This window comes from Staphylococcus sp. 8AQ, from assembly GCF_902506595.1.
Lineage (GTDB): Bacteria > Bacillota > Bacilli > Staphylococcales > Staphylococcaceae > Staphylococcus > Staphylococcus pasteuri.
Genome location: NZ_LR733871.1, coordinates 1,477,428 through 1,504,215 on the forward strand (window position 1 = coordinate 1,477,428; position 26,788 = coordinate 1,504,215).

Here is a 26,788-nt window from a genome sequence, read left to right on the forward strand (position 1 = left end):
ACTTAGTCATATTAATATATAATACTAATGATTAATAAAGCACTTTAAATCCAGAATCATAAATTTCTTTTTCGATACTATTTAAATTAGCAGGTGTCTCAAATTCAACTGAAATGTGACCATTGCTTAAATCTACATTTGCATCATATACACCTATCATTTCCTTTAATATTGTTTCCATTTTGTTAGCTTGTTCAGTCGTTTTGATTCCTGAAGTATAAACGATTTTTTGTTGCACTTTATTTCCCTCAATCTTTCATTAATTTTTGAAAAGTTACAAGTAACTCTTCCATGGCTTCTTCTTGATGACCATTATTGACTTTTTCAGTTATACAACTCTTCATATGTTGTTCTAATAATTTAGTAGCTACACTATTTAAAGCTGAACGTGTTGCTCTAATTTGTGTTAAAACATCATCACAATAAACATCTTCTTCTATCATTCGGTTGATAGCACGAACTTGTCCTTCAATTCTATTTAATCTCGATTTCAAATTTGTTTTAATTTGTTCTGAGTGATGTGCATGATCTTGTTCTGTCACTTTCGTCACCTCTTAAATGATTTCCATTTTATCCTACTTCTCTATAACAAATTAGTCAATTGTAGCCCTTTCAAATCTCTCAACATTATAATGATAAATATATGACTTCATGGTACAATTATATAGTTAAAAACTTTTTTAAAAGATTTTATTTTTACTAAAAATATAAAACAATAAGGAGGCATTTTATGTTCGAAATATTCACTATGACACTTGCTCAATCTAACCTCATTATTAATATTGTTTTGATTGGTGCATTTGTATTAAATTTGGCCTTCGCTTTTACAATTATATTTATGGAAAGACGCACTGCTAATTCAATATGGGCTTGGTTATTAGTTCTAGTATTTTTGCCTCTATCAGGTTTCATATTATATCTATTGTTTGGACGTCAAATTCAAAGAGACCATATTTTCACATTAGATAAAGAAGATAAAGTCGGACTTGAAATGATTGTGGATGAACAACTTGAAGCGATTAAAGATAAAGATTTTTCAAAAGGAAATCACCAAATCGTTAAATTTAAAGAAATGGTTCAAATGTTGTTATACAATAATGCCGCATTCTTAACGACAGATAATGAAGTTGAAATTTATACAGATGGTAATCAAAAATTTGATGATCTACTAGAAGATATTAAAAATGCTAAAGACTATATACATATACAATACTATATTTTTCACAGTGATGAATTAGGTAAAACGATTTTAAAAGCATTAGAAGATAAAGTTGAATCTGGCATTGAAGTTAAAATGCTGTATGACGATATGGGGTCAAGAGATTTAAGAAAGAAAGATTTAAAGTCTTTCAGAGAAAAAGGTGGCCATGTAGAAGCATTTTTCCCTTCTAAACTTCCCTTAATCAACTTGCGTATGAATAATCGTAATCACCGTAAAATAGTTGTTATAGATGGCAAAATAGGTTATGTAGGCGGATTTAATGTTGGTGATGAATATTTAGGTAAATCCAAAAAATTTGGTTATTGGAGAGATACTCATCTCCGTGTCGAAGGTGACGCAGTTAATGCACTACAATTAAGATTTATACTTGATTGGAATTCACAATCTACACGTGACAATATTACGTATGAAGAACGCTACTTCCCCGATGTTAATTCAGGTGGAACTATAGGTATACAAATTGCCTCTAGTGGACCTGATGAGGAGTGGGAACAAATTAAATATGGCTATCTCAAAATGATTTCTTCAGCCAAAAAATCTATATATATTCAATCACCGTATTTTATACCTGATCAAGCATTTTTAGACTCTATAAAAATTGCTGCCTTAGGTGGCGTTGAAGTAAATATTATGATACCTAATATGCCAGATCATCCCTTTGTTTATTGGGCAACTTTAAAAAATGTAGCATCACTACTCGAAGCTGGTGTTAACGTTTATCAGTATAATAATGGATTTTTACATTCAAAAACATTAATTATTGACGATGAAGTTGCTAGTGTTGGTACTGCAAATATGGATCATAGAAGTTTCACACTTAATTTCGAGGTAAATGCCTTTATATATGATGAAGGTATAGCTAGATCACTAAAACAAGCTTTTATTGAAGATTTAAAGGTATCAGATCAATTAACAAAAGAAATTTATGAACAACGTAGTTTATGGATTAAGTTTAAAGAAGGTATTTCTCAATTATTGTCTCCAATTTTATAGGAGGTATTTAGCCCTAAAGATAGATCATAATCAAAGTTAACCTGAGACGTAAAAGTGTGAAAGTCTCAGGTTTCATTATGAAAAGGAAAGGATGTCTGTATGAAAGATGAAGAACGAATCAGTCTAGCTAGCCAGTATATGGAATCATTTCATAAAACTGACTATAGCGGTCATGACATTGCACATGTTTATAGAGTACATTCAATGGCAAAACATATTGCTTACAATGAAGCTATCAGCAACACTTTAATAATCGAATTAGCCAGTCTTTTACATGATACTATTGATGCAAAATTAGTAGATACAACGTCGGCTAAACAACATTTAAATCAATTTTTAGATAAACTTGAAATAACTCATTCAGATCAATCTCATATTCTTCATATCATTGAAAATATGAGTTATAAAAATGGTGCTAACAATCATGTTGAATTAACAGTAGAAGGACAAGTTGTTAGAGATGCTGATCGTTTAGATGCTATTGGTGCCATAGGTATAGCTAGAACTTTTCAATTTGCAGGCCACTTTAAAGAACCAATGTGGACTGAATCTAAATTACCCAAAAATTTTAATGATGATACTTTATCCACTTTATCACCTTCAGCAATTAAACATTTTTACGAAAAATTATTTAAATTAAAAGATTTAATGCACACGAATACTGCTAAACAAATCGCTATTCAACGTCATGATTTTATGGAACATTTTGTTTCACAATTCTTATCCGAGTGGCATCAATTATAGAAAAAAGCGACAAATCATTGATTTGTCGCTTTTTATTATTATTTTTTATTTTTTTTGGATACTACTTGAGTATTTTTACCTTTTTTATTTGATGACTTACCGTCTTGATCAAATTTTTGTAGTAAAGGTTCAACTTCTTTTTTAGCAAGTTTAGAATAGTACATATTAGCAAAGTGTGTTTGCACAACTAAGAATGCCGCACTGACTGACCAATATAAACCTAATGCTGAAGCAGAACTTAATGAAATCCAAATAATCATAATTGGTGACACAATCATCATCATGTATCCCATTTGACGTTGTTCTTGAGGCATTGTTTTACTTGATACATAAGCTTGGATAAAGTATAAAACACCTGCAATAATAGTAATCCAAATATCTGGTTTAGTTAAATTAAACCATAAGAAATGTGGATGTACTGATAAACCACTAACTAATTTATCTTTTAGAACAAAGTATAATCCCATGATAATCGGCATTTGAATGAGCATTGGTAAACAACCAAGCATACTCTTCATTGGATTCATATCATATTTTTTATAAACTTCCATTAATTCTTGGTTAGCAGCCATTTTCTCTTCTTGAGTACGAGCACGCTTAACTTTTTCCTGAATACCATCTACTTCAGGTTTTGCAACTTTCATTTTTTCACGCATCATATGACTATTTTTATAGTTTGATAACATGAATGGTAGTAACACTAAACGTATAACTATTACTAAAATGATAATAGCTAAACCATAATCATTGTTTAAAACATCGTTACCTAACCACTGTAATAAGTGTTTCATAGGTTCAACGAACGTATTATAGAAAAATCCACTACGAGCTCCAGGTTTAGAATAGTCACAGCCTGCTAAAAAGACCATTAAACCTAAAAACAAAGGTAGCAACGCTTTTTTCTTCATTTTTCCACCTCTATTGTAATATTCACATAGGTTTTATTCTATCATACTCATACCATGGTATAAAACAAAAAGTGGAAAAAATTAATGATTAATTGAAATATTTCTTAAATTCATTAACAGTGTTGTCAATATTCTGGCTTCTACTTATAGCTGAAATAATTGATATACCGTCTGCATTAGCATCTGCAATAGACTTAACATTTTCCTCAGTAATGCCACCAATTGCAACTATTGGAAATGCACCAATTCTTTGTCTTAACTGTTTAATCATCTCTGGACCAACTGGTTCACTTGCATCACTTTTTGAAGGTGTATTAAACATAGGACCTACACCTATGTAATCAACATTTGTTAAATCAGACGTTTCATATTCACTTATATTACCAACACTAAGTCCGATAATTTTGTCTTGAAAGTCATAGGCAAAAGCTTTCACGTCTTCATCATCTTGTCCTACATGTATACCATCAGCATTAATTTTTTTTGCTAGTGATACATCATCATTAACAATAAAAGGTACATGATAAGATTGACATAATGATTGTAATTCTTTTGCTAATTTCTCTTTTTCATTATCTTTCAAAGCATTCTCGCCCTTTTCTCGAAACTGAAACATAGTTATTCCAGCCTCAAGTGCTTGGGTTAAAACAGTTTTTATTGATTTTTGTTCAGGTATATCTTGAGTTCCACAGATAAAATATATTTTTAATTGTGACGCTTTAAATTCCACCTAATCAACCTCTTCTTTTTTAACATATTTTTCATAAGTCTTATAATCGAGTAAATACATTTGATCTAATAATTCAGGTAAAAATGAACCCGGACCTTTTACTTTATCTTCACTTGCAGCAATTTCACCTGCTATATTATAAAAGCTTACTGCTTCGATAAGCGTTTCATGTTTTGGTTTAGTATTTCTGAATAAGAAACTCGCAATGATACCACCTAATAAACAACCTGCACCTGTAATTTTAGCTGACATAGATGAGCCATTTGAAAGTTTTGTCATTTTATTATCTTGCATCACAATATCATGTTCACCTGTAATTACTATAGCAGTTTGATATTTTTTATATGCATCATTTGCAATGTCTAATACATTTAATTCACTGTCTCCATCTGTACCTTTCATTGTTGTATTTGAATCGACTAGTGTTAAAATTTCAGAAGCATTTCCTTTGATTACAGATACATCCACTTCGTCTAAAAAGCGTTTACAAAAATCTTTTCTATACTGTGATGCTCCAACTGCGACTGGATCAAAAACAATAGGAGTTTCTAATTCGTTAGCAATTTTACCAATTTTTATTAAATCATCTTCATTATTATGTGTAAGTGTCCCAATGTTTATAAGCAAACCGCCCGCAACTTTATAGAAATCTCTCGCTTCTTCAGGCGCTTCACTCATTGCTGGACTTGCACCTATGCTTAATAAACCATTAGCAGTAAAATTTTTTACAACATCATTGGTATAACAGACGATTAGTGGATTTTCATTTCTAAGTTTTTCTAAATTATTCATCATCTAACCCTTCTTTCTTAAGATATGCGAAGTGATTAACAGGGCCACGACCTTTACCTATTTCTGGTGTATATTTGATACTTAATGAAATGAATTTTTTAGCTTTTTCTACCGCTTCATATATAGAACGACCTTTGGCTAATTCTGCTGTTATTACTGCTGAAAATGTACAACCAGTACCATGTGTATGTTTAGTTTCAAAACGTTCATCTTCAAATGTATAAACACCATCTTGCGTAAACAGAAAATCTTTAGCATTATTTAAATCTGCAGAATGCCCGCCTTTAATAACTACGCCCTTACTTCCAATTTCATTAATGAATATATTACCTGCTTTACGTATATTTTCTTCTGTATCAATCTTGATACCAGTTATTTCTTCAGCTTCTGGTATATTTGGAGTAACGACATCTGCTAATGGCAATAAAGTATCTTGAAGTTTTTGTTTGGTTTCATCATTCATAAGAGAGTCTCCACTTTTAGCAAGCATAACTGGATCAATAACATATGGAATTTCGGGATATTGTTGTAAGTAACTTTGTACTAAATGCATTGTATCTTCAGTTGCAATCATTCCTGTTTTAATTGCATGAGGTAATTCATCATTAAATATACTTTCTAATTGTTCTTTTACCCATGATGTCTCAAGATTATGAATATGCTGAACCCCTAATGTATTTTGAGCGACAATACTAGTTATTGACGCCATGCCATACACACCACAAGAATGGAATGACTTAAGATCTGCCATAACACCTGCTCCACCTGTTGGGTCTGTACCAGCAATTGTTAATGCTATTTTAGGCTTATTCATATTTATCACCTCGATAATTCCATTTTTCATCTATATAAGCCATATTGAAAAAGTTTCTCTCATGTAGTGTACTTTGCAAGAAGTTCTCTTTAATTTCATTTTTTTCATTTTCAGTACATTGTTGAGTTAAACGATCCATCAAGTCATCAAAGACACGGACTAATTCATCCATTTCTGTACTATAAAATTCAAACCAATCAACTGTTTTTTCATCACGATTTAAATTTTGATCTTGCATTGCTCTTTTAGCAATAACGGCATAAACATAAGGGCATGGCGCCATTGCAGCAATCGTATAAGCAGCGTTTTCATGTGCATAAGCATTATAATACATATGTTTGATGTAGTGATCTCCACTTGGTGGCCATACTTTTTCTTTAACAATTTCATCATATGGTTCATTTATGAAAGCAGCTAAAGATTCATGAGCGGCCACTTCACCTTCTAACATAAATTCTATTTGATCAACCAAAAATTTCACATCTTCTAATTCTGACATTTTAGGTATCAATAATGCATATAAATTAGCAAATTCCTTTAAATACGAAGCATCTGCACGCAAATACTGTCGAACGGCTTGTTTCGATAATTCACCATGCAATAAATCTTGAATAAAACCATCGTTGTAAATATCTTCAATAATTGGTTCTGCAGCTACCCTTAATTCTTTAGAAAAACTCATCACAAATTGCCTCCTTGAAATAAAAAACTACTTCCCAAATAGGAAAGTAGTTAATATCAAGGTTAATATGCGCCTTTAATAATAAATACTACTTTCCTACGTTGGTGCTAACCAAATCAGGTTGTAAGGGTCTGAATAAAATTCATCTCAGCCATAAGGCTCCCCTAGTAGTTTTCTTTTTAATTACTGTCATATATAACATTAGCAAAATAAATACATGAAATCAATTATCTAAAAGTTTCATTTATTAATTTAATAAAAATTCATAGACAATTGAAATTTCCACGTTTTTAAACTAAGTCATTTTTATGATAAAAAAATTCACCCTATCAAAATAGGGTGAAAGAAATATCTTATATTATGCAGTTACCCATTGGCTTGGGCCAGCTGTATCATATAATTTTTGAGCTGCAGCGTCTTGAACATGTTCAGGAGCACTTGAAGCTGGTTGACCTTGATATTCAGATGGAGCTACTGAATCCCAAGTTGATTGTAAGAATTGATACTTACCTGAAGCACCAGTTGATGGGTTTGTAGCATGAATGTCGCCACCTGATTCACGTTGAGCGATTTGTTTTAAGTGATCATTTACGTTTACTGATGAACCACTTGAAGCTTCGCTTGAGCTTGATTGATTATTTGAAGTAGTTTCTTGTTGTGGTTGTTGAGTTTGCTCAGTTTGTGGTGCTGAAACTTGTTCAGGTTGAGTTGATTTTGATTGTTGTTGATTGCTTACTTCTTGTGCAGAAGTTTCGTTAGTTGATGCTGAAGCTTGTTCACTTACATCTTGTTGTGGTTGAGCTTGAGTATTTGAAGCTTCAGTTGATTGACCAGATTGGTGATAATCCCATGAGAAGTTTGTACCATCTGATTCAAAGTGATAAGTGAAACCATTGTAATCGAATGTATAGTTATAAGCACCTTCTTGGATAGGGCTTTCGTTTAATGTTTGATCGTTTGATTGAGCTTTTTGAGCTAATTCTGCTTCATTAATATTTGCTTCGCTTGCGTGTGCGTCGTGTCCAGCATTACCTGCTACAACGCCTAATCCTACAGCTAGTGATGATGCAATAATTGTTTTTTTCATTATTAAAAAATCCTCCTAAAAGTGATTTGTTTTCTTTAACTAATTTACAAATACTACTGTAACATCCATAAATTCCTTGCAGGTTACAGCCAAATAAAAATGAAAGCTAGTTTTTTACGTGCGAATTACATTATATTTTAGTGTAATTTTAAATTTTATCCTTTATGAAAACTGCCATGACAGTTTATATAATACATGTGTCTGTGATGTGTTTGTAATACAATTGAAATCTATCAGATAATTCTGACGTGAATTGAATCAATTTTCCTGTATAAACTAATAAATAAACGACCTTTTTTAATATTAATTTAAAAAAGGTCGCTCGAGTATAATTGAAAGATGATAATTTATATTAAGATAGGATAAAGTATAAATAATTGGGAGTTATTGAATAATTAATGGATGTCTAACCTATATTAAAGAGTTCATTTGACTCTTCATCATATTCGTTAGAGAGGATATTGGATTCTTTTGCCTTAGAGGACATAAATTTAATTGTTTCTACATATAGTTCTGTTACAAAATGAGTCTGGTTATCTTTTTCATATTTTCGCGATCGCATTTGACCAGTTATTCCTACTAGTGAACCTTGATGTGTATATTTTTCAATGTTACTTGCAGTTTTGCCAAAAGCTTTACAATATAGATAATCGCATGCAATCTCATTATTTTGATCTTTATAATTTCTTTCAGTAGCTACACAAAAAGTTGCTACTTTATTACCGTCCTCCTTTTCATAAATTTGGGCATCTTTAGTAAGTCTGCCAACTATAACTATTTTGTTTAACATGTGTCACCTCCTCTTACCTATTATAATAATTATTTCTCTCATTACCGTCAAAATGCTATTTTTTCAAAATATATAGCTATTTACCCTTAATTTTTGATATATTTAAAGAAAATAATCAAAAATTGTATACTCCAATTAAAAATAAATCATTTTTTGTAAATATAAAACAAATGGGAAGTGACTTTATGAAGACATTTAAAGCTGTACGTTTTCAAATCGTAAGTGAAAACGGTGGTGTGACTGAATATGAGTTAGAAGATGGTGTCATTATTAATAAAGAAGGTAGTGGCACTGGTTGGTTACTAGAAATTGTAATTTCAAATGAACATTATCACACGTTTAAAGACTATATAGATAATGATAAATTATTAGATATTCGTGTCGTAATTACTAGACCTGCAAATGATCCTGCATTATTTGATGCCACTGTTAAAAGTGTTAAGCAATTTGATAAAACAATGTCAGTCGTATTTGAATGCCATATCTATACTTTACGTCAAGTTTATGCCGAAAGTTTATTAGAAGAACTTGTCGATGATGGATTAACTGGTGAAGAATTGAAAAAAACATTCAACCGTATGATGCAATCTAAACCTAAACTTAAAGATGAAAAATTTGAAAGATAATGACGCATATTAAAAGCCTACAGTCAGAATATCCTGATTGTAGGCTTTAGTTTATGATTTATTTTGCATCTTGTATTGCAAATGTTAGTTCACAACTACAAGCCAATTGGCCATCTACAGTTGCTTTTGCAGTTCCTTTACCAATTGGTCCTTTAATTTTAGTTATTTCTACTTCTAACATTAGTGTATCTCCTGGTGTAACCTGTCTTTTAAATCGACATTTATCAATACCTGCGAATAAAGCTATTTTACCTTTATTTTCTTCACTGTTTAACATTGCTACTGCACCAGTTTGAGCTAATGCTTCAGTAATTAATACACCAGGCATAACAGCGTAATCTGGAAAATGCCCTTGGAAGAATGGTTCATTACCTGAAACTTGTTTTAATCCAACGCAACGTTTACCTTCTTCGTATTCAACTACTCTATCTATTAATAAAAATGGTTGTCTATGAGGGATGATTTGTTTTATTTGATTATAATCGAAAATTGTTTCCATGATGTTTAAACCTCCATATTTGAATGAAAAATTAATTAATCATTAATGCGTTCGATATCTGCACCTAATGATTTTAATTTACCATGTAAGTCTACATAGCCTCTGTCTAAGTGTTTTAATTCAGTTACTTGTGTTGTTCCTTCTGCAACTAAACCAGCTAAAATTAATGCAGCAGCCGCTCTTAAATCAGTCGCTTTAACTTGTGCACCTTGAAGATTGCTTTTACCTTCAATTTTAGCACTTCTACCTTCTACATCGATGTTTGCATTCATTCTACGAAACTCAGCAACGTGCATAAATCTATTTTCAAACACTGTTTCTGTGATTACTTTGTGACCATTTGCAGTCAATAGTAAAGCCATCATTTGAGATTGCATATCTGTAGGGAATCCTGGATGTGGTAATGTTTTAACATCTACTGGGTTTAAATCTCCATCAGCAGATACTCGGATACCATCTTCTAAATATTCTAAGTTAACTCCCATTTCTTCAAGTTTATAAACTAAACTAGACATGTGTTCTTTGATTGCGTCACGTACAATGATGTCTCCACGAGTGATTGCGCCAGCGATTAATAATGTACCTGCTTCAATTCTATCTGGAATAATAGAATGTTCTACACCAGTTAAATGATCGACACCATGAATTGTAATCGTATCAGTACCTGCTCCAGTGATTTTACCGCCCATTTCATTGATATAATTAGCTAAGTCAACAATTTCTGGTTCTTTTGCAGCATTTTCTAATACTGTTTTTCCTGAAGCTAATGAAGCAGCCATGATTAGGTTTTGAGTACCGCCTACACTTGGAAAATCTAAATGTATAGAAGCACCTTTTAAACCATCTTTAGCATTTGCATAAATATTTCCATTTTCTAAATGAATTTCTGCACCTAATGCCTCGAATCCTTTAATATGTTGTTCAATTGGACGACTTCCAATTGCACATCCACCTGGTAAAGCCACTATTGCATGGCCTAAACGAGCTAATAAAGGTCCCATTACTAAGATACTTGCACGCATTTTACTCACATATTCATATGGTGCTTCTTCATTTAATGTATTAGTAGCATCAACTACTACCGCATTTTCTTCTTTTTTATACGTAACATCAGCATTTAAAGTTGATAATACGTTGTTTATAGTTTCTACATCGCTTAATGCTGGTACATTTACTAATTTACTAGTACCTTCTGAAGCTAATAATGAAGCTGTTAATACAGGTAAAACTGCATTTTTAGCACCTTCTACTTTAACTTCACCTTTTAGTTGGTTACCACCATTAATTACTATTTTATCCATCTTAAATCCTCCACTTAAATCTCCTAGTTATTTACATTTCCCTACTATATAAAATTTATCATTCAATAATATATTATATCCGTTTTTCATTATGAAAAAACTAAAAAAGAACTATTTCATTATATATTTTAATTGAGTGGAAAACTGTAACAAATCAATTATAAAATTACTAACACTAGTACCTAATAATATAGCAAAAAATATCATGCATATTTGAATTTGTTTCGTATAACCTTTTTTAAAAAATTGATCGAGGCGAATTGCATTTAATGCCCAGTAAGCTATACATATACATATCACATGTAAAATTAAATGTATTATCGCAAATTGTCCTAGATAATCCATATTTTACTCCTTAGAATTGATTACTGTATAACATTGTACATGAAATAACATAATAATGATACTACTATTAACTGCAAAAACAGAAGATTTGTATGTATATTAAAAGGCTTGGAAATACCTTAAATGGTGAATTTCCAAGCCTTTTATAATTTATTTAAGTTCAGCCACACGTAAACGGTTATTTGCACGTTCTAACGCTCTTTTGGCTCTATTTATGTCACTATTATCATCATTATCTAAATGTGATTCTGCTCTTGCTTTCGCTAATTTAGCTCTTTCAACATCGATTTCAGTAGCAGTTTCAGCTGTTTGGACAATAATTGATAGTTGATGTTGTCTAACTTCTACAAACCCATCACTAACAGCTACATATTCATTTCCATTATGAAAATTCACTTTTACGTAGCCAGTTTTTAATGCAGAAACGGTTGGAATGTGTCCATTCATCACACCCATTTCGCCAGCTGTAGTTTGTAAAACAGCTAGTTCTACATCATCTCGTTCATAGATAGAACCATTAGGAGTGACAATTTCTAGGCTTAATGTATTCATTATCCATACCTCCTAATTATTAGACTTCAACACCCATGTCTTTAGCCTTCGCAATTACATCTTGCATGCTACCTACTAAACGGAATGCATCTTCAGGAATATGATCATATTTACCTTCTAAGATATCTTTGAAATCAGCTACAGTTGTTTTAACTGGAACATAAGATCCTTTTTGACCAGTAAATTGTTCAGCAACGTGGAAGTTTTGTGATAAGAAGAATTGAATTCTACGTGCACGTTCTACTGTTTGTCTATCTTCTTCAGATAATTCATCCATACCTAGAATCGCAATAATATCTTGTAATTCTCTGTATTTTTGTAATGTAGATTGTACATCACGTGCAACTTCATAATGCTCTTGTCCAACTATTGAAGGTTCTAATGCTCTAGAAGTTGAAGCTAATGGGTCAACAGCTGGGTAGATACCCATTTCTGTTAATTTACGCTCTAAGTTTGTAGTTGAATCTAAGTGAGCAAATGCTGTTGCTGGTGCTGGGTCAGTATAGTCATCGGCTGGTACGAACACTGCTTGAATAGATGTTACAGAACCTTTATTTGTAGACGTAATACGTTCTTGTAATTGACCCATTTCTGTAGCAAGTGTAGGTTGGTAACCAACGGCTGAAGGCATACGACCTAATAACGCTGATACCTCTGAACCTGCTTGCGTAAATCTGAAAATGTTATCAATGAATAATAAAACGTCTTGTCCTTGTTCATCACGGAAGTATTCTGCCATTGTTAAACCAGATAAAGCAACACGCATACGTGCGCCAGGTGGTTCGTTCATTTGACCAAATACCATTGCTGTTTTCTTAATTACGCCACTATCGCTCATTTCATAGTATAAATCATTACCTTCACGAGTACGTTCACCAACACCCGCGAATACTGAAATACCACCATGTTCTTGAGCAATATTGTTAATTAATTCTTGAATTAATACTGTTTTACCTACTCCGGCACCACCGAATAATCCAACTTTACCACCTTTAATGTAAGGTGCTAATAAATCTACAACTTTAATACCTGTTTCAAGAATTTCTACTTCAGTAGATAATTCATCAAATCCAGGTGATTGTCTATGAATAGGATCACGACGAACTGAATCATCAAGTTTTTCTTCTAAGTCAATCGTGTCGCCTAGTACGTTAAACACTCTTCCTAGTGTTTCATCACCAACAGGTACACTAATGTCTTTACCTGTATCTTTAACATCCATGCCTCTTTGAACACCATCAGTTGAATCCATTGCGATTGTACGAACAACGTCATCACCTAATTGTAGTGCAACTTCTAGTGTTAAGCTAACTGTTCCTTCTTCTTTTGGAACTTCAATAATAAGGGCATTATTAATATCAGGGACTTCGTTATGTTCAAAACGAACATCAATGACAGGACCCATAACTTGAGTTACACGGCCAATTCCCATGCTATTTTCCTCCTTTTAATTTTATTCAAGTGCTGCCGAACCACCAACAATTTCAGTGATTTGTTGTGTGATTGCTGCTTGTCTAGCTCTGTTATATTCTAATGATAAGTCATCAATAAGTTCTGTAGCATTATCAGAAGCATTTTTCATTGCAGTCATACGTGACGCATGCTCACTTGCTTTAGCATCTAAAATCGTACCATATATTAAACTTTCAACATATTGCGGTAAGATGACGCTTAAGATAGATTCTTTATCGGGTTCAAATTCATATGTAGACATATGACCATGACCTTGACTTGAATCTTCTTGAGATAATGGAAGAACCTTTTTAGTAGTAGGTTTATTTTCTAATACACTGACATAATGACTATAGTAAATATTCAATTCATCAATATTTTCTTCACTATATAAATCAATTGCGTGTTTTGCTAGCGCTTGAACAGATTTAAATGAAGGTTGGTCTGGTAGTTCAACTAATGAATTTTCTATTTCGTAGCCTCGTGTTTTAAGGAAGTCAACACCTTGTTGACCTAAAACAACAATGCTATATTCACTACTATCATTATGCTTTTCTTTGATGTCACTTATTAATTTTTTAAGAACGTTGGCACTATAAGCACCCGCTAATCCTTTATCACTTGTTATGACAAGATAACCACTACGTTTTACATCTCTTTGACGAAGCATAGGATGGTTTGAATTCTTGTTAGAACCAGCTACTGCTGTAATAGCATCTTGCATTTTATCCATATAAGGCTTGAATTGTTTAGTATTGTTTTCAGCTCTACGTAATTTAGAACTTGAAACCATGTTCATCGCCTTAGTGATTTGTTTCATCTTTTTGGTTGATTTTATACGTGTGTCTATTTCTTTTAGAGAAGCCACTATCTCACCACCTTTAATTACTATTCTTTATTATTCTGATTTACTAAAGCTTTTTTTGAATTCGGTAATTGCAGAATCAAATTTATCAGCATCTGGTAAAGCACCAGTTTCTCTGATTTCAGAAAGTAATTCTGTCGCATTTGAAGCTGCCCAGTGGTTTAATTCATCCTCAAAACGAGTAATATCTTCAACAGGAATATCGTCTAAATATCCTTTAGTTAATGCAAAGATAATTAATACTTGGTTTTCTACAGGAAGTGGTTTATTTTGATCTTGTTTTAAGATTTCAACAGTACGTTTACCACGTTCTAATTTTTTAGCTGTGAATTCATCTAAATCAGAACCAAATTGAGCAAATGATTCTAATTCTCTATAAGAAGCAAGGTCTAAACGTAAAGTACCTGCTACTTTTTTCATCGCTTTAATTTGAGCAGAACCACCAACACGTGATACTGATTGTCCAGCGTTAATCGCAGGTCTTACACCTGAGAAGAATAAATCAGATTGTAAGAAAATTTGTCCATCAGTAATTGAAATAACGTTTGTTGGAACATAAGCTGAAATGTCTCCTGCTTGAGTTTCAATGATTGGTAACGCAGTAATAGATCCGCCACCTAAATCATCATTTAACTTAGCTGCTCTTTCAAGTAATCTACTATGTAGATAGAACACATCACCAGGGTATGCTTCACGGCCTGGAGGTCTACGTAATAATAATGAAAGTTCACGATAAGCTGATGCTTGTTTAGTTAAATCATCATAAACGATTAAAACATGTTTACCGTTAAACATGAACTCTTCGCCCATTGTTACACCTGAATATGGCGCGATATATAATAATGGCGCTGGTTCAGCTGCTGATGCAGATACAACGATTGTATAATCTAAAGCGCCAGCTTGTCTTAATTTTTCTACATTGGCTCTTACAGTTGAATCTTTTTGACCAATAGCTACATAGATACAAATTGTATCTTCATTTTTTTGGTTTAAGATTGTATCAATTGCAACAGTTGTTTTACCTGTTTGACGGTCACCAATGATTAACTCACGTTGACCACGTCCAATTGGTACTAATGCATCGATAGCTTTAATACCAGTTTGTAATGGTTCATCAACTGATTTACGATCCATTACTCCAGTTGCTTTTTTCTCAACTGGTCTTGTTTTTGTTGCGTTGATAGGACCTTGTCCATCGATAGGTTGACCTAATGGATTTACTACTCGTCCAATTAGTTCGTCACCTACAGGTACTTCCATAATACGTCCTGTACGTTTAACTTCGTCACCTTCACTAATATCTGTGTATGGTCCTAAGATAACCACACCAACATTAGATTCTTCAAGGTTTTGTGCTAAACCGAGCACGCCGTTTTGGAATTCTACTAGCTCACCAGCCATAACGTCATTTAATCCGTGAATTAATGCGATACCATCACCAATTTGTAATACTGTACCAACATCTGTTACGGACATTTCTGACTCATAATTCTCAATTTGTGAGCGAAGTAATGCACTGATTTCTTCAGCTTTTATGGCCATCTATGTCACTCCTCTTTATTAATTAGTTTGCTCTTTTAAATTTACGTTGTAATTGAATAAGATCATTTTTAACACTGCCATCCATAACAGTCGTGCCGACCTTAACTCTAAAACCACCAATTAAATCTTGATTAATTTTAGTACTAACAATTACTTTAGATAAGTTTGTTTGTTGTTTAACTAGTTCAACGATTTTTGATATTTCTTCATCATTTAAATCATATGTTGATTCTATTAATGTGAAATCTTGATTGTTATGTTGATTATACTGTGATTGAAAAGCTTTAAAGACATCTTCAATGTGTGAAAGATGACGATTTTCCGCTAGCACTTTCAACATATTAACAATGTACTGATTAGCATTACCATAAACCTCTCCTACAAAGTTTTGACGCTTTTGTAATGTAAGTTTAGGATTGCTATCAATGGCTTTTAAATCATTAATGTAATCGAATGAAGAATGACTAATTGTTTCTAATTCTTCATAAATGCTATCCAATTGATTTGTATCTGCAGAAACATCAAACAATGCCTTTGCGTATTTGTCAGTGATTTTTGTCATTATTTATCGCCTGCCTCTTTTAGATACTTTTCAACTAATTCTTTTTGATCTTGCTCTGAAATTTCTTTTCTAAGAACTTTAGAAGCAATAAGAACTGATAATTCAGATACTTGGTTATTAATATCTGCAATGGCACGTTCTTTTTGACTATTAATTTCACTTTGAGCAGTTTCAATCATGCCATTAGCTCTAACGTTTGCTTCATGAATGATTTCTTCATGTTGTTTACGTGCTTGAACTTTCGCATCTTCTAGAATTTTTTGAACTTCATCTTGAGTTTCTTTAAGTGTCTGTTTATTTTCTTCTTCAAGTTTTTGTGCATTTAATTTAGCTTGTTCCGCATCGTCGATATCTTTGTTGATATCACGTTCACGTTTATCCATTATTTCTTTTAATGGACCCCAAGCAAATTTTTTCAATAACGCTAATAGGACAATAAAAGTAAAAATTTGAACTATTACTGTGCCCCATTCAACGCCTGAAGCTGCACCGATAACGAACATATTAGCTGTTGCAGTCACGGGATCATGACACTCCTTTCGTCAAAATAATCATTAAGCAATAAAAAATAAAACGAACGGCGAGAGTCTATTAGACTTCGCCTTAAATAAATGTCTTATCCAGCAAATGTCATGAATGCAATTACAACACCGATGATAGGTAAAGCCTCAACTAAACCAACACCAATGAACATAATACCCATTAATTGACCACGAGCTTCTGGTTGACGTGCTACACCTTCTACTGTTCTAGATACGATAAGACCGTTACCGATACCTGCACCTAATGCTGATAAACCAATTGCGATTGCCGCTGCGATTAAATTCATAATAAATTTTCCTCCTAAGATTGTATATAATTTTTAAATTTAGTGTCCATCTGCCACTTTGTGTGACATGTAAACCATTGAAAGCATAATAAAGATATATGCTTGTATTGTACCTACAAAGATTGAGAATCCTTGCCAAACAATTAAACCAGGTATACTAATTATCCAACCCCATGCTGGTTCTTGGAAGAATAATCCAGCTAATAAGCTTAGTAATAGTTCACCTGCAAAGATATTACCATATAAACGTAGTCCAAGTGTTAATGTTGAAGTAAACTCTTCAAACACGTTTATAATTGCAAGTGGCCAAAACGGTTGAACATAACCTTTGAAATAATTCTTTGTACCACGCATTTTAATACCATAATAATGTGTTAATAGAATAACAGTAGTTGACAATGTCAATGTAACTGTTGCATCTGCGGTAGGTGATTTCCACCATAAGTAGTGATCTTTAGTTACTATTGCAAATGGTAAACCTAACATATTAGAAATGAAGATGTATAAAATTAATGTCACTGCTAAGAAGTGAAAATGTCCACCTTTTTTCCATGCCATATTACCTTCGATGATGCCTCTAACAAAGTCAAAAACCCATTCAATAAAGTTCTGTTTACCAGTTGGTCGTTTCTTTAAATTACGTGTACAAATAATTGCTAGTAAAAAAACGAGAACTGCTGTAATTAACACCATCATTACACTTGCCATGTTAAATACAAGGTCAAAACCGAAAATATCCAAACTTACTTTCGGGTCTTTATGATCCATATTCTCACCTCTTTCGTTTTAAATTTTACTCCCTATTAAGTAGAGGGCGACAGATGATTACGATATAAGAAATCATTAGCCCTATTAACACCCCAATGATATTGATGTGATCTTTAAAGAAAAACCATATTATACACACGACAATAGCCACTAAATATCTCCACATATTTCCTGTTGATATATGGTTTGACTCAGCTTTTTGTGCATGAAATAAATAGATCTCAAAGATGTATGTATTAACTAAAGATCCACATGTACCAATAATCAAACCTAATAAAAAAGGATGGGGTGAAAAGAGATACAATATACCTAATAATATCAATAAATAGAGATAATATTGTATATATTGTTTGAAAATGATGTAGAAACGACCCATTTGTTTGCCTCCGAGTGTCTTATACAATCATGTAAACCGTTCCACTCATACAATCTAAATGATAATATAGCGCCTACAACGGTGTCAATTCTATTCAAATTGTTGTTGAATTTTAAGCTAAAATTGTCACAAATTAGCCACATTTAAACGGTATACATCTTTTATTGTTTAAAATCTTTTGGTTTTTCACTTATTAAATCAAAATAATATTTGATATGATTTACAATTCTATCAGAAGCGCTTCCATCTCCATATGGATTATTTGCCTCACTCATACTCTTGTAAAGGTTTTTATCTTCTAACAATTTTTTGGTTTCTTTATAGACATTATTCATCGAAGTACCAACTACTTTTAATGTACCAGCTTCAACACCTTCAGGTCTCTCAGTATTATCTCTTAATACTAATACTGGTTTGTGTAATGAAGGGGCTTCTTCTTGAATCCCTCCAGAGTCTGTCAAAATGAGATGCGCTTGTTTAGCAAAATTGTGAAAATCTAAAACATCTAAAGGTTCAATAAGTTCTATTCTGTCATGTTTGCCTAAAATATGTTGTGCAATATCACGAACTTTAGGATTCATATGCACTGGATAAACAACTACGAGTGACTCATCTTCATCTACAAGCTTTCTAACAGCTTTAAAAATATGTTCCATTGGTTCACCAATGTTTTCGCGACGATGTGCAGTTAATAACAATATTCTTTTATTCTTATGTCTATTTAAAATGTCAGAATGATAATCGTCATTAACTGTATAATTTAATGCGTCAATCGCTGTATTACCAGTTACCACAACTGAGTTTATATCCTTACCTTCGTCAAGCAAATGTTTCCTAGCATTGAAAGTCGGTGCAAAATGAATGTCAGTTAGTACTCCTACCATTTGTCTATTCATTTCTTCTGGATAAGGTGAATATTTATCATAACTTCGTAATCCAGCCTCAACGTGACCTATTGGTACTTGATTATAAAACGCTGCTAGACTTCCTGAAAATGTAGTCGCTGTATCTCCGTGTACCAATACCATATTAGGTTTAACATGTTTGATGATAGATTCCAATTCAATCATTGATTTTGAAGTTATTTCCGAAAGTGTCTGTCCTTCTTTCATAATATTCAAATCATAATCAGGAACAATATCAAACGTTTTTAATACAGCGTCTAGCATTTCTCTATGTTGAGCCGTAACAACCACGCATACTTCCAACTGCTCATCGTTTTCAATCGCTTTAACTAGTGGCGCCATTTTAATAGCTTCCGGCCTAGTTCCAAATATAGTCATAATTTTTTTCTTCAAACGTATCTATCTCCGTTTTCAATATCTATTTCGTACCGAATAATCGATCTCCTGCGTCACCTAATCCAGGTGTAATATAAGCTTTGTCATTAAGTTTCTCATCTAATGCTGCAATATAAATATCAACATCATCATGAGCTTCTTTCATTTTTTCAACACCTTCTGGCGCAGCAATTAAGCACATGAAACGAATATTTTTGGCACCTTTGTTTTTCAATGAAGTAATAGCTTCTATTGCAGATGCTCCTGTTGCCAACATCGGATCCACAACGATGATTTCACGCTCATCAATATCTTGAGGCATTTTAGAGAAGTATTCTACTGCTTTAAGTGTTTCAGGATCACGATATAAACCGATGTGCCCTACTCTTGCTGCAGGAACTAAACTTAAAATACCTTCAGTCATGCCTAGTCCAGCTCTTAAAATAGGTACAATTGCTAATTTTTTACCTGCTAAGCGTTTAGCTGTCATTTTAGTTACTGGAGTTTCAATTTCAACATCTTGTAACTCTAGATCTCTTGTAACTTCGTATGCCATAAGCATACCAACTTCATCTACTAGTTCTCTAAACTCTTTAGTTCCAGTACGAGCATCACGAATGTAACTCAATTTGTGTTGAATTAATGGATGATCAAATACATGTACTTTACTCATTTTCATTTCCTCCAATATTCTGTATATCCTTGTATTTTATTGATATAAAGGATATTTTTCAGTTAACGCTAAAACACGCGTTTTTGCTTCTTTTAATTTAGCTTCATCTTCATGATTTTTCAAAGCTAAACCAATAATTTTTGCTACTTCTTCAAATGCTTTTTCATCAAAACCACGAGTAGTGGCCGCTGGTGTTCCTAATCTAATACCACTTGTAACAAATGGCTTTTCTTGATCAAATGGAATAGTATTTTTATTGCAAGTAATGCCAACGCTATCAAGCGTTTCTTCTGCAACTTTACCAGTAATATTTACAGAGCCTTTAACGTCTACAGCTACTAAGTGATTATCTGTACCACCTGAAACGATTCTAAATCCTTCTTTTGAAAGGGTATCCGCTAATGTTTGTGCATTTTTAATCACTTGCTTTTGATAAACTTTAAAATTATTGTCTAAAGCTTCACCAAATGCTACTGCTTTTGCTGCGATAACATGTTCTAAAGGACCACCTTGAATACCAGGGAAAATCGTTTTATCTATTGCCTTTTTGTATTCTTCTTTACATAAAATCATGCCACCACGTGGTCCACGTAATGTTTTATGTGTTGTTGTAGTAACAAAGTCAGCATATTCAACTGGGTTTTGGTGTAAACCTGCAGCGACTAAACCAGCAATATGAGCCATATCCACCATTAATTTAGCGCCAACTTCATCAGCTATTTCTTTAAATTTTTTGAAATCAATTTGACGTGAATAAGCAGATGCACCTGCGACAATTAATTTAGGTTTATGTTCAATTGCTAATCTACGTACTTCGTCATAATTAATAAGTTCTGTATCTTTATCTACACCATATTCGACAAAATTATAAGATTTACCACTAAAATTAACTGGTGAACCATGAGTTAAATGACCACCGTGACTTAAATTCATGCCTAAAACAGTATCTCCATATTCTAATGCTACTAAATAAACTGCCATATTAGCTTGAGAACCAGAGTGAGGCTGAACATTAACATGTTCTGCTCCAAATAATGCTTTAGCACGGTCGATTGCTACTGATTCTGTAACGTCTACAAATTCACAGCCACCATAATAACGACGGCCTGGATAACCTTCCGCATATTTATTAGTTAATACAGATCCTTGTGCTTCCATAACAGCTTCTGAAACAAAGTTTTCAGATGCAATTAACTCAATATTATTATTTTGTCGATTAAACTCTTTCTCAATAGCTTCAAAAATCACTTTATCTTGCTTTTCGATGTAAGACATATAATCCCCTTCTTTCAACTAATTAATTATATTTTGCACGTTCGCCACCAATTTTTTTAGGTCTTGATGTAGCAATAGTAACGATTGCTTCCCCCACTTGCTTAATACTAGTTCTAACTGGCACACAAACATGTTTAATGTGCATGCCTATTAATGTTTGACCAATATCTATACCTTTCGGAACTGAAATATGTTCAACAACAACTGGGTCTTCCATATGTTGATATGCGTATGTAGCTAAGCTACCACCTGCATGAACATCTGGTACAACTGTAACTTCTTCCATTGTTAGTGGATTAAAATCGGATCTTTCAATAGTGATTGCTCTATTAATATGCTCACACCCTTGAAATGCGAATGAAACACCTGTCTGTTGTTTCACTTTTTCTAACTCTTTAAATATTGATTCAGCCACTTCCATTGATCCAACAGAACCAATTCGCTGACCAATAACTTCAGAAGTTGAACAACCAATCAAGCATATCTCATTTTCATTAAAAAAGGACATTGCTTTTAATTCGTCTAACAACATTGAAAAATCTTGCATTTGAAACCCACCCCCCTAAAAAAATAAAAAGGAACATAGCAAAATTGCTATACTCCCTTATTATAACGTATTTAAAGCGTAACATATACTAATTATATATAATTCTCTAACAGAACTTTTGGGTCGATTTTCATAATTAAGTCATAAATTTGGTTAAATGTTTGTTGATAAGTAAACTTGTCTCCACCATAAGGATCATAAATATCATCTACTTCCCCTACAAATTCACTCAAAGTAAATACATTTGGAAGAGCATCAGTACCATATTGAGACAATATAATGTCCTTATGCGATTTAGACATTGTTAGAATAATATTAGCATCTATATCTTCTCTAGAAAAACTCTGTGTTAATGAAGGTTGAGGCAAATCATTTTCAGTTAATATTTCTTCAGATAACTTTGAAATAGGTTGTTGTTCCATAGCAAATATGCCTCTTGACTCAATGGTAATGTCTAATTTATTAAATACTGATTGTGCAGTACTTTCAGCCATGGGACTACGACAAGTGTTACCAGTACATACAAATATTAATTTCATAAAGACACCTCATTAACAATCTGATTTCCAGCAGCTTTTAACATTCTATTCATGATAGCTTCAGTGTTATCATTTTTTTCAAAACCAAAAATATATGCTTGAACAATATCATCTCGCTGATCTATATCATGTAAAATACTATATATTAAATGATTTGCTTGTTTGATATCATCTTTATCTTCACATAATTTAATAAAAATAGATTCTTTAGGTAAATAATGACTTAAACTTTTAGGAACAACGAAAGCTGTTTGATTCCATTTATCATTATCTGGAATTTTCTGGCTTAATCCTTCAAGAATAGTTATCGGAGTATCTGGTGAATAATGTTTATATTTCATACCAGGTGCGATAGGTTTAGCACTTTCATTAAAATCTGATTGTGCAATACTATGAGGTATAATTGTTTCAATCATAGATTGTGTAACTGATCCTGGACGTGCAATTCTAAAAGGATACTGTGTACAATCTAATACAGTGCTTTCTAATCCTTCTTCACTTTGATCACCATTTATAATGCCATCAATTCTACCATTTAAATCATTAAATACATGGTCAAAGGTTGTAGGAGATGGTCTACCACTAATATTTGCACTTGGTGCAGCTATAGGCTTATTAATTAATTGTAATAAACCCCTACCAATCAAGTGGCTAGGCATTCTTACAGCAATAGAATTTAGTCCACCTGTTACTTTTTCACATAAATATCCTGATTTTAGAGGTAAGATAAATGATATAGGTCCCGGCCAAAAAGCATCCATTAATTGTCGTACTTTTGGGTCTAACTTATCAATGAAACGATCCATTTGAGAAATATCATGTATGTGTACAATTAACGGATTATCTGATGGTCTTCCTTTAGCTTGATATATTTTACTAACCGCTTCTTGATTAGTAGCATCAGCACCTAAACCATATACTGTCTCTGTTGGTAGTGCTACAAGACCACCATTTAACACGACATCTTTGATCTCTTTTATATATGGATATTGTTCGATATTTTTACTATATTCTCTTAAATCCCATATCTTAGTTTCCAATTTCAAATCACACCTCTTTCCCATAGTTAAATTAAAAATAAAAAGGAGTGGGATAGCTTTATGTCTTTCATTTTATACATGAAAGAATGCTCATTCCCACCCCATTAATAACGACGTTTAATATACATCAAGTTTTGATTAACCTTGCATATTTATATTAAAACGAATAAAAATAACAACGAAACTTATCTATTATCACTTTTATTTACCATTTTATTTCTAAAATTCTATCAAGTTGATTGATATCTTGATAAACTGCTACTTCTTTATCGGGATACATGTTATGAACGATTTCTTTTAAAGTTTGCCCTTGATTATAGCCAATTTCAAAAACAACATGTGCCTTTGGAAGTAACACTTTAGGTAAATCTTCTAATATAGACTTATAAATTGCATAACCTTCACTTTTAGCAAATAAAGCTTGATGCGGTTCATAATCGACAACTGTTTTAGACATATCTTTTACATCTTTCACATCAATGTATGGTGGATTAGAAATAAGGCCGTTTAGTTTAATGTTTTGTTCAATCAATGGTTTCAAAGCATTTCCTTGCATTAAATTAATATACACATCAAATTGTTCTGAGTTACTGCGAGCTACATCTAGTGCATCCTCATATAAATCTGTAGCGATAACTTTTAAAGAAGGCTTTAACATTTTCAAACTAATGGCTATAGCACCACTACCAGTACCAATATCAGCTATAGTATCGTCATTTTGACATAAATTTAAAAAGTGGAGCATGACTTCTTCTGTTTCTGGTCTTGGGATTAAACATTGATCAGAAACTTTAAAACGTTGTCCATAAAACGATTGAAAACCAACAATATATTGTATTGGTTCACCTAATAACATTCTTTGTAAATTCAATCCGAATTTAGCTTTATCAGCCTCAGACATCTCATCATTCATATGTATGAGATAATCTGTTCGTGTCCAATTAAATGTATCTAATAATAACCACTCAGCTCGTGTCTGTTCAAAACCCTTCTCTTTTGCTAAAGAAATAGCGTTTGCCAAATAATCTTTATAACTCACCATTGTTTAATTCTTTCAATTTATCTGTTTGTTCAGACAATGTTAAAGCATCAATAACTTCATCTAAATTTCCTTCCATGATTTGACTTAATTTTTGTAAAGTTAAGCCAATTCTATGGTCAGTTACACGGCTTTGAGGATAGTTATATGTTCTGATACGTTCTGAACGATCTCCTGTACCTACTGCTGATTTTCTTTGTGAAGCATATTTTTGTTGTTCTTCTTGTAACTTCATGTCATATAATCTTGCTTTTAATACTTTTAAAGCTTTTTCTCTGTTTTGTATTTGTGATTTTTCTGAAGAAGTAGCTATAATACCTGTTGGTAAGTGAGTAATACGTACTGCTGAATCGGTAGTATTGACGTGTTGTCCACCTGCACCACTAGAACGATACGTATCAATTTTCAAATCTTCATTTCTAACTTCAATTTCAACATCTTCTACTTCTGGCAATACTGCAACGGTTGCTGTGGAAGTATGAATTCTACCACCTGATTCTGTTTCAGGTACACGTTGAACACGGTGTGCGCCATTTTCAAATTTTAATTTACTATACGCACCATTACCTGATACTGAAAAACTAACTTCTTTATAACCGCCATGATCACTTTCAGAAGCTTCAACAATTTCAGTTTTGAAGTTATGCATTTCTGCGTACTTAGAATACATTCTCATTAAATCACCAGCAAAAATTGCCGCTTCATCCCCCCCAGCTGCTGCTCTAATCTCAACGATAACATCTTTCTCATCATTAGGGTCTTTAGGAATTAGTAATAATTTAAGTTGTTCTTCCATTTCTGGTAATTCATTTTTCAATGTTGCACTTTCTTCTTTTAACATTTCAACTTCTTCTTTATCCGAAGTTTCATTCAACATTTCTTCAATATCACTTAATTCTTCTTTTTTGCTTTTGTAGCTTCTGTAAACATCTACAGTTTTTTGTAAATCTGCTTGTTCTTTAGAATATTTACGTAATTTATCTGAATCATTAACGACATCAGGGTCACTTAACATTTCATTTAATTGTTCATATCTTTCCTCTACAATTTCTAATTGATCAAACACTACATTTCCTCCTTCTCATTTTCACTTGGAGCCACTATGTGATGTGCTCTACATCTAGGTTCGTAACTTTCATTTGCACCGACTAGAATTATTGGATCATCTGCTTTAGCCGGTTGCCCATCTATAAGTCTTTGTGTTCTACTTGAAGGGCTACCACATACTGCACAAACAGCTTGTAATTTAGTCACGTGCTCACTTAAAGATAATAATTTAGGTATAGGTTCAAAGGGTTCTCCTCTAAAATCCATATCTAATCCGGCTACAATAACCCTGTGACCATTATCTGCAAGTTGTTGTATGATACTTACAATATTTTCATCGAAAAATTGAACTTCATCAATCCCTATAACATCTACGTGTGATACATCATGAATGAGTATTTCTCTAGCTGTTGCAATATTGATTGCTTCAATAGCATTTCCATTATGTGAAACTACCTTTTCTTTATGATAACGATCATCTATAGCTGGTTTAAAAACAATGACTTTCTGTTTAGCATAAATACCTCGTCTTAAACGACGAATAAGTTCTTCTGATTTACCACTAAACATACTTCCGGTAATACATTCGATCCATCCGGAATGATAAGTTTCATACATTAAACGTTCCACCTTTTTTCAAAACATAATCGCTTAATTATATCATATTTTGAAATTTCATAAATGCTATTTTAACAATTGATTCGTTAAATCATTTTTGAAAATTTGCTTATAACTTATTTACTGGACTGGCTTATTTAAATGTTATATTAACAATCATACTTTTTCACTCACTTTAAGTTATATATTAATTACGGTAAAAATGCATTATTAACATGATTGATTTCTCACTATAAAATAAAAAAACTGCC

The 26,788-nt window shown here is 32.6% G+C and carries 33 protein-coding genes and 1 riboswitch; of the genes, 3 read left to right on the forward strand and 30 right to left on the reverse strand.

What is annotated here, in order from left to right:
• Positions 1–31 precede the first annotated feature (31 nt).
• Positions 32–238, reverse strand: coding sequence for a putative copper chaperone CsoZ (csoZ, locus tag GVY01_RS07320; RefSeq protein ID WP_017636752.1), 207 nt, complete (start codon positions 236–238; stop codon positions 32–34).
• 10 nt (positions 239–248) lie between these two features.
• On the reverse strand, positions 249–542 hold the full coding sequence (gene csoR / locus GVY01_RS07325) for a copper-sensing transcriptional repressor CsoR (protein ID WP_017636753.1): 294 nt from the start codon (positions 540–542) through the stop codon (positions 249–251).
• Positions 543–730: 188 nt separating this feature from the next.
• Between csoR and cls the strand changes: the two genes are divergently transcribed.
• Both cls and GVY01_RS07335 read left to right on the forward strand, forming a co-directional pair.
• Positions 731–2,215: a cardiolipin synthase gene (gene cls, locus GVY01_RS07330; protein WP_017636754.1), complete on the forward strand. Its 1,485-nt coding sequence runs from the start codon at positions 731–733 to the stop codon at positions 2,213–2,215.
• 99 nt (positions 2,216–2,314) lie between these two features.
• A complete protein-coding gene (locus tag GVY01_RS07335; protein WP_017636755.1) occupies positions 2,315–2,959 on the forward strand; it encodes an HD domain-containing protein in 645 nt (214 codons plus the stop codon).
• A gap of 38 nt (positions 2,960–2,997) precedes the next feature.
• On the opposite strand, the gene yidC is transcribed toward GVY01_RS07335, so the two are convergent.
• From yidC to GVY01_RS07370, 7 genes are all read right to left on the reverse strand, one after another.
• The gene (gene yidC / locus GVY01_RS07340; protein WP_017636756.1) at positions 2,998–3,867 is read right to left on the reverse strand and encodes a membrane protein insertase YidC; all 870 of its coding nucleotides are present in this window, start codon (positions 3,865–3,867) and stop codon (positions 2,998–3,000) included.
• An 88-nt stretch (positions 3,868–3,955) separates the two neighbouring features.
• The gene (thiE, locus tag GVY01_RS07345) at positions 3,956–4,597 is read right to left on the reverse strand and encodes a thiamine phosphate synthase (protein ID WP_017636757.1); all 642 of its coding nucleotides are present in this window, start codon (positions 4,595–4,597) and stop codon (positions 3,956–3,958) included.
• Positions 4,598–5,389 carry a hydroxyethylthiazole kinase gene (thiM, locus tag GVY01_RS07350; protein ID WP_017636758.1) on the reverse strand — a complete coding sequence of 264 codons (792 nt, stop codon included), beginning with the start codon at positions 5,387–5,389 and terminating at the stop codon, positions 4,598–4,600.
• Positions 5,382–6,203, reverse strand: coding sequence for a bifunctional hydroxymethylpyrimidine kinase/phosphomethylpyrimidine kinase (gene thiD / locus GVY01_RS07355; protein WP_017636759.1), 822 nt, complete (start codon positions 6,201–6,203; stop codon positions 5,382–5,384). Before thiD ends, thiM begins: the two co-directional genes overlap by 8 nt.
• Positions 6,196–6,885 (reverse strand): thiaminase II, encoded by a 690-nt coding sequence (gene tenA, locus GVY01_RS07360; protein WP_017636760.1) that lies wholly within the window; start codon positions 6,883–6,885, stop codon positions 6,196–6,198. The genes thiD and tenA overlap by 8 nt, the downstream gene beginning before the upstream one ends.
• A 76-nt stretch (positions 6,886–6,961) precedes the next feature.
• Positions 6,962–7,061, reverse strand: a riboswitch (TPP riboswitch).
• A gap of 182 nt (positions 7,062–7,243) precedes the next feature.
• Positions 7,244–7,972 carry a transglycosylase family protein gene (locus GVY01_RS07365; RefSeq protein WP_017636761.1) on the reverse strand — a complete coding sequence of 243 codons (729 nt, stop codon included), beginning with the start codon at positions 7,970–7,972 and terminating at the stop codon, positions 7,244–7,246.
• A 406-nt stretch (positions 7,973–8,378) separates the two neighbouring features.
• Positions 8,379–8,762 (reverse strand): single-stranded DNA-binding protein, encoded by a 384-nt coding sequence (locus GVY01_RS07370; RefSeq protein WP_017636762.1) that lies wholly within the window; start codon positions 8,760–8,762, stop codon positions 8,379–8,381.
• Between the two features lie 185 nt (positions 8,763–8,947).
• Here GVY01_RS07370 and GVY01_RS07375 point away from each other — a divergent pair, with 185 nt between their 5' ends.
• Positions 8,948–9,388, forward strand: a complete 441-nt coding sequence (locus GVY01_RS07375) for a YwpF-like family protein (protein ID WP_017636763.1) — start codon at positions 8,948–8,950, stop codon at positions 9,386–9,388.
• Positions 9,389–9,446: 58 nt separating this feature from the next.
• On the opposite strand, the gene fabZ is transcribed toward GVY01_RS07375, so the two are convergent.
• The 21 genes from fabZ to GVY01_RS07480 all read right to left on the reverse strand — a co-directional run bounded on the left by fabZ (position 9,447) and on the right by GVY01_RS07480 (position 26,537).
• Entirely contained in the window at positions 9,447–9,887 is a 441-nt protein-coding gene (gene fabZ, locus GVY01_RS07380; RefSeq protein WP_002451649.1) for a 3-hydroxyacyl-ACP dehydratase FabZ, read from the reverse strand.
• A 35-nt stretch (positions 9,888–9,922) separates the two neighbouring features.
• Positions 9,923–11,188, reverse strand: coding sequence for a UDP-N-acetylglucosamine 1-carboxyvinyltransferase (gene murA, locus GVY01_RS07385; RefSeq protein WP_017636764.1), 1,266 nt, complete (start codon positions 11,186–11,188; stop codon positions 9,923–9,925).
• A 111-nt stretch (positions 11,189–11,299) separates the two neighbouring features.
• Complete coding sequence (locus GVY01_RS07390; protein ID WP_017636765.1) at positions 11,300–11,533, reverse strand: DUF1146 family protein; 234 nt, start codon at positions 11,531–11,533, stop codon at positions 11,300–11,302.
• Between the two features lie 150 nt (positions 11,534–11,683).
• Positions 11,684–12,085: a F0F1 ATP synthase subunit epsilon gene (locus tag GVY01_RS07395; protein ID WP_017636766.1), complete on the reverse strand. Its 402-nt coding sequence runs from the start codon at positions 12,083–12,085 to the stop codon at positions 11,684–11,686.
• Between the two features lie 19 nt (positions 12,086–12,104).
• Positions 12,105–13,517 (reverse strand): F0F1 ATP synthase subunit beta, encoded by a 1,413-nt coding sequence (gene atpD / locus GVY01_RS07400; RefSeq protein ID WP_017636767.1) that lies wholly within the window; start codon positions 13,515–13,517, stop codon positions 12,105–12,107.
• A 21-nt stretch (positions 13,518–13,538) separates the two neighbouring features.
• Complete coding sequence (atpG, locus tag GVY01_RS07405) at positions 13,539–14,405, reverse strand: ATP synthase F1 subunit gamma (protein ID WP_017636768.1); 867 nt, start codon at positions 14,403–14,405, stop codon at positions 13,539–13,541.
• Between the two features lie 30 nt (positions 14,406–14,435).
• Positions 14,436–15,944, reverse strand: coding sequence for a F0F1 ATP synthase subunit alpha (gene atpA / locus GVY01_RS07410; protein ID WP_017636769.1), 1,509 nt, complete (start codon positions 15,942–15,944; stop codon positions 14,436–14,438).
• A gap of 22 nt (positions 15,945–15,966) precedes the next feature.
• Positions 15,967–16,506 carry a F0F1 ATP synthase subunit delta gene (locus GVY01_RS07415; RefSeq protein ID WP_159333696.1) on the reverse strand — a complete coding sequence of 180 codons (540 nt, stop codon included), beginning with the start codon at positions 16,504–16,506 and terminating at the stop codon, positions 15,967–15,969.
• On the reverse strand, positions 16,506–17,027 hold the full coding sequence (locus tag GVY01_RS07420; RefSeq protein WP_017636771.1) for a F0F1 ATP synthase subunit B: 522 nt from the start codon (positions 17,025–17,027) through the stop codon (positions 16,506–16,508). The genes GVY01_RS07415 and GVY01_RS07420 overlap by 1 nt, the downstream gene beginning before the upstream one ends.
• A 95-nt stretch (positions 17,028–17,122) precedes the next feature.
• Positions 17,123–17,335: a F0F1 ATP synthase subunit C gene (gene atpE, locus GVY01_RS07425; RefSeq protein ID WP_001048816.1), complete on the reverse strand. Its 213-nt coding sequence runs from the start codon at positions 17,333–17,335 to the stop codon at positions 17,123–17,125.
• A 39-nt stretch (positions 17,336–17,374) separates the two neighbouring features.
• Positions 17,375–18,103, reverse strand: coding sequence for a F0F1 ATP synthase subunit A (atpB, locus tag GVY01_RS07430; RefSeq protein ID WP_017636772.1), 729 nt, complete (start codon positions 18,101–18,103; stop codon positions 17,375–17,377).
• Between the two features lie 25 nt (positions 18,104–18,128).
• A complete protein-coding gene (locus GVY01_RS07435; RefSeq protein WP_081581205.1) occupies positions 18,129–18,479 on the reverse strand; it encodes an ATP synthase subunit I in 351 nt (116 codons plus the stop codon).
• A gap of 161 nt (positions 18,480–18,640) precedes the next feature.
• Complete coding sequence (wecB, locus tag GVY01_RS07440; protein ID WP_046466918.1) at positions 18,641–19,762, reverse strand: non-hydrolyzing UDP-N-acetylglucosamine 2-epimerase; 1,122 nt, start codon at positions 19,760–19,762, stop codon at positions 18,641–18,643.
• A 40-nt stretch (positions 19,763–19,802) separates the two neighbouring features.
• On the reverse strand, positions 19,803–20,432 hold the full coding sequence (upp, locus tag GVY01_RS07445; protein ID WP_017636774.1) for a uracil phosphoribosyltransferase: 630 nt from the start codon (positions 20,430–20,432) through the stop codon (positions 19,803–19,805).
• Positions 20,433–20,468: 36 nt separating this feature from the next.
• A complete protein-coding gene (gene glyA, locus GVY01_RS07450; RefSeq protein WP_017636775.1) occupies positions 20,469–21,707 on the reverse strand; it encodes a serine hydroxymethyltransferase in 1,239 nt (412 codons plus the stop codon).
• A 22-nt stretch (positions 21,708–21,729) separates the two neighbouring features.
• A complete protein-coding gene (locus tag GVY01_RS07455) occupies positions 21,730–22,254 on the reverse strand; it encodes a TIGR01440 family protein (RefSeq protein ID WP_017636776.1) in 525 nt (174 codons plus the stop codon).
• Between the two features lie 92 nt (positions 22,255–22,346).
• A complete protein-coding gene (locus GVY01_RS07460; RefSeq protein WP_159333697.1) occupies positions 22,347–22,793 on the reverse strand; it encodes a low molecular weight protein arginine phosphatase in 447 nt (148 codons plus the stop codon).
• Complete coding sequence (locus tag GVY01_RS07465; protein WP_046466900.1) at positions 22,790–23,833, reverse strand: L-threonylcarbamoyladenylate synthase; 1,044 nt, start codon at positions 23,831–23,833, stop codon at positions 22,790–22,792. The genes GVY01_RS07460 and GVY01_RS07465 overlap by 4 nt, the downstream gene beginning before the upstream one ends.
• Positions 23,834–24,038: 205 nt before the next feature.
• Positions 24,039–24,875 carry a peptide chain release factor N(5)-glutamine methyltransferase gene (prmC, locus tag GVY01_RS07470; RefSeq protein ID WP_108016981.1) on the reverse strand — a complete coding sequence of 279 codons (837 nt, stop codon included), beginning with the start codon at positions 24,873–24,875 and terminating at the stop codon, positions 24,039–24,041.
• A complete protein-coding gene (gene prfA / locus GVY01_RS07475; protein WP_017636780.1) occupies positions 24,862–25,938 on the reverse strand; it encodes a peptide chain release factor 1 in 1,077 nt (358 codons plus the stop codon). The genes prmC and prfA overlap by 14 nt, the downstream gene beginning before the upstream one ends.
• The gene (locus GVY01_RS07480; RefSeq protein ID WP_017636781.1) at positions 25,938–26,537 is read right to left on the reverse strand and encodes a thymidine kinase; all 600 of its coding nucleotides are present in this window, start codon (positions 26,535–26,537) and stop codon (positions 25,938–25,940) included. Before GVY01_RS07480 ends, prfA begins: the two co-directional genes overlap by 1 nt.
• Between the last annotated feature and the right edge of the window lie 251 nt (positions 26,538–26,788).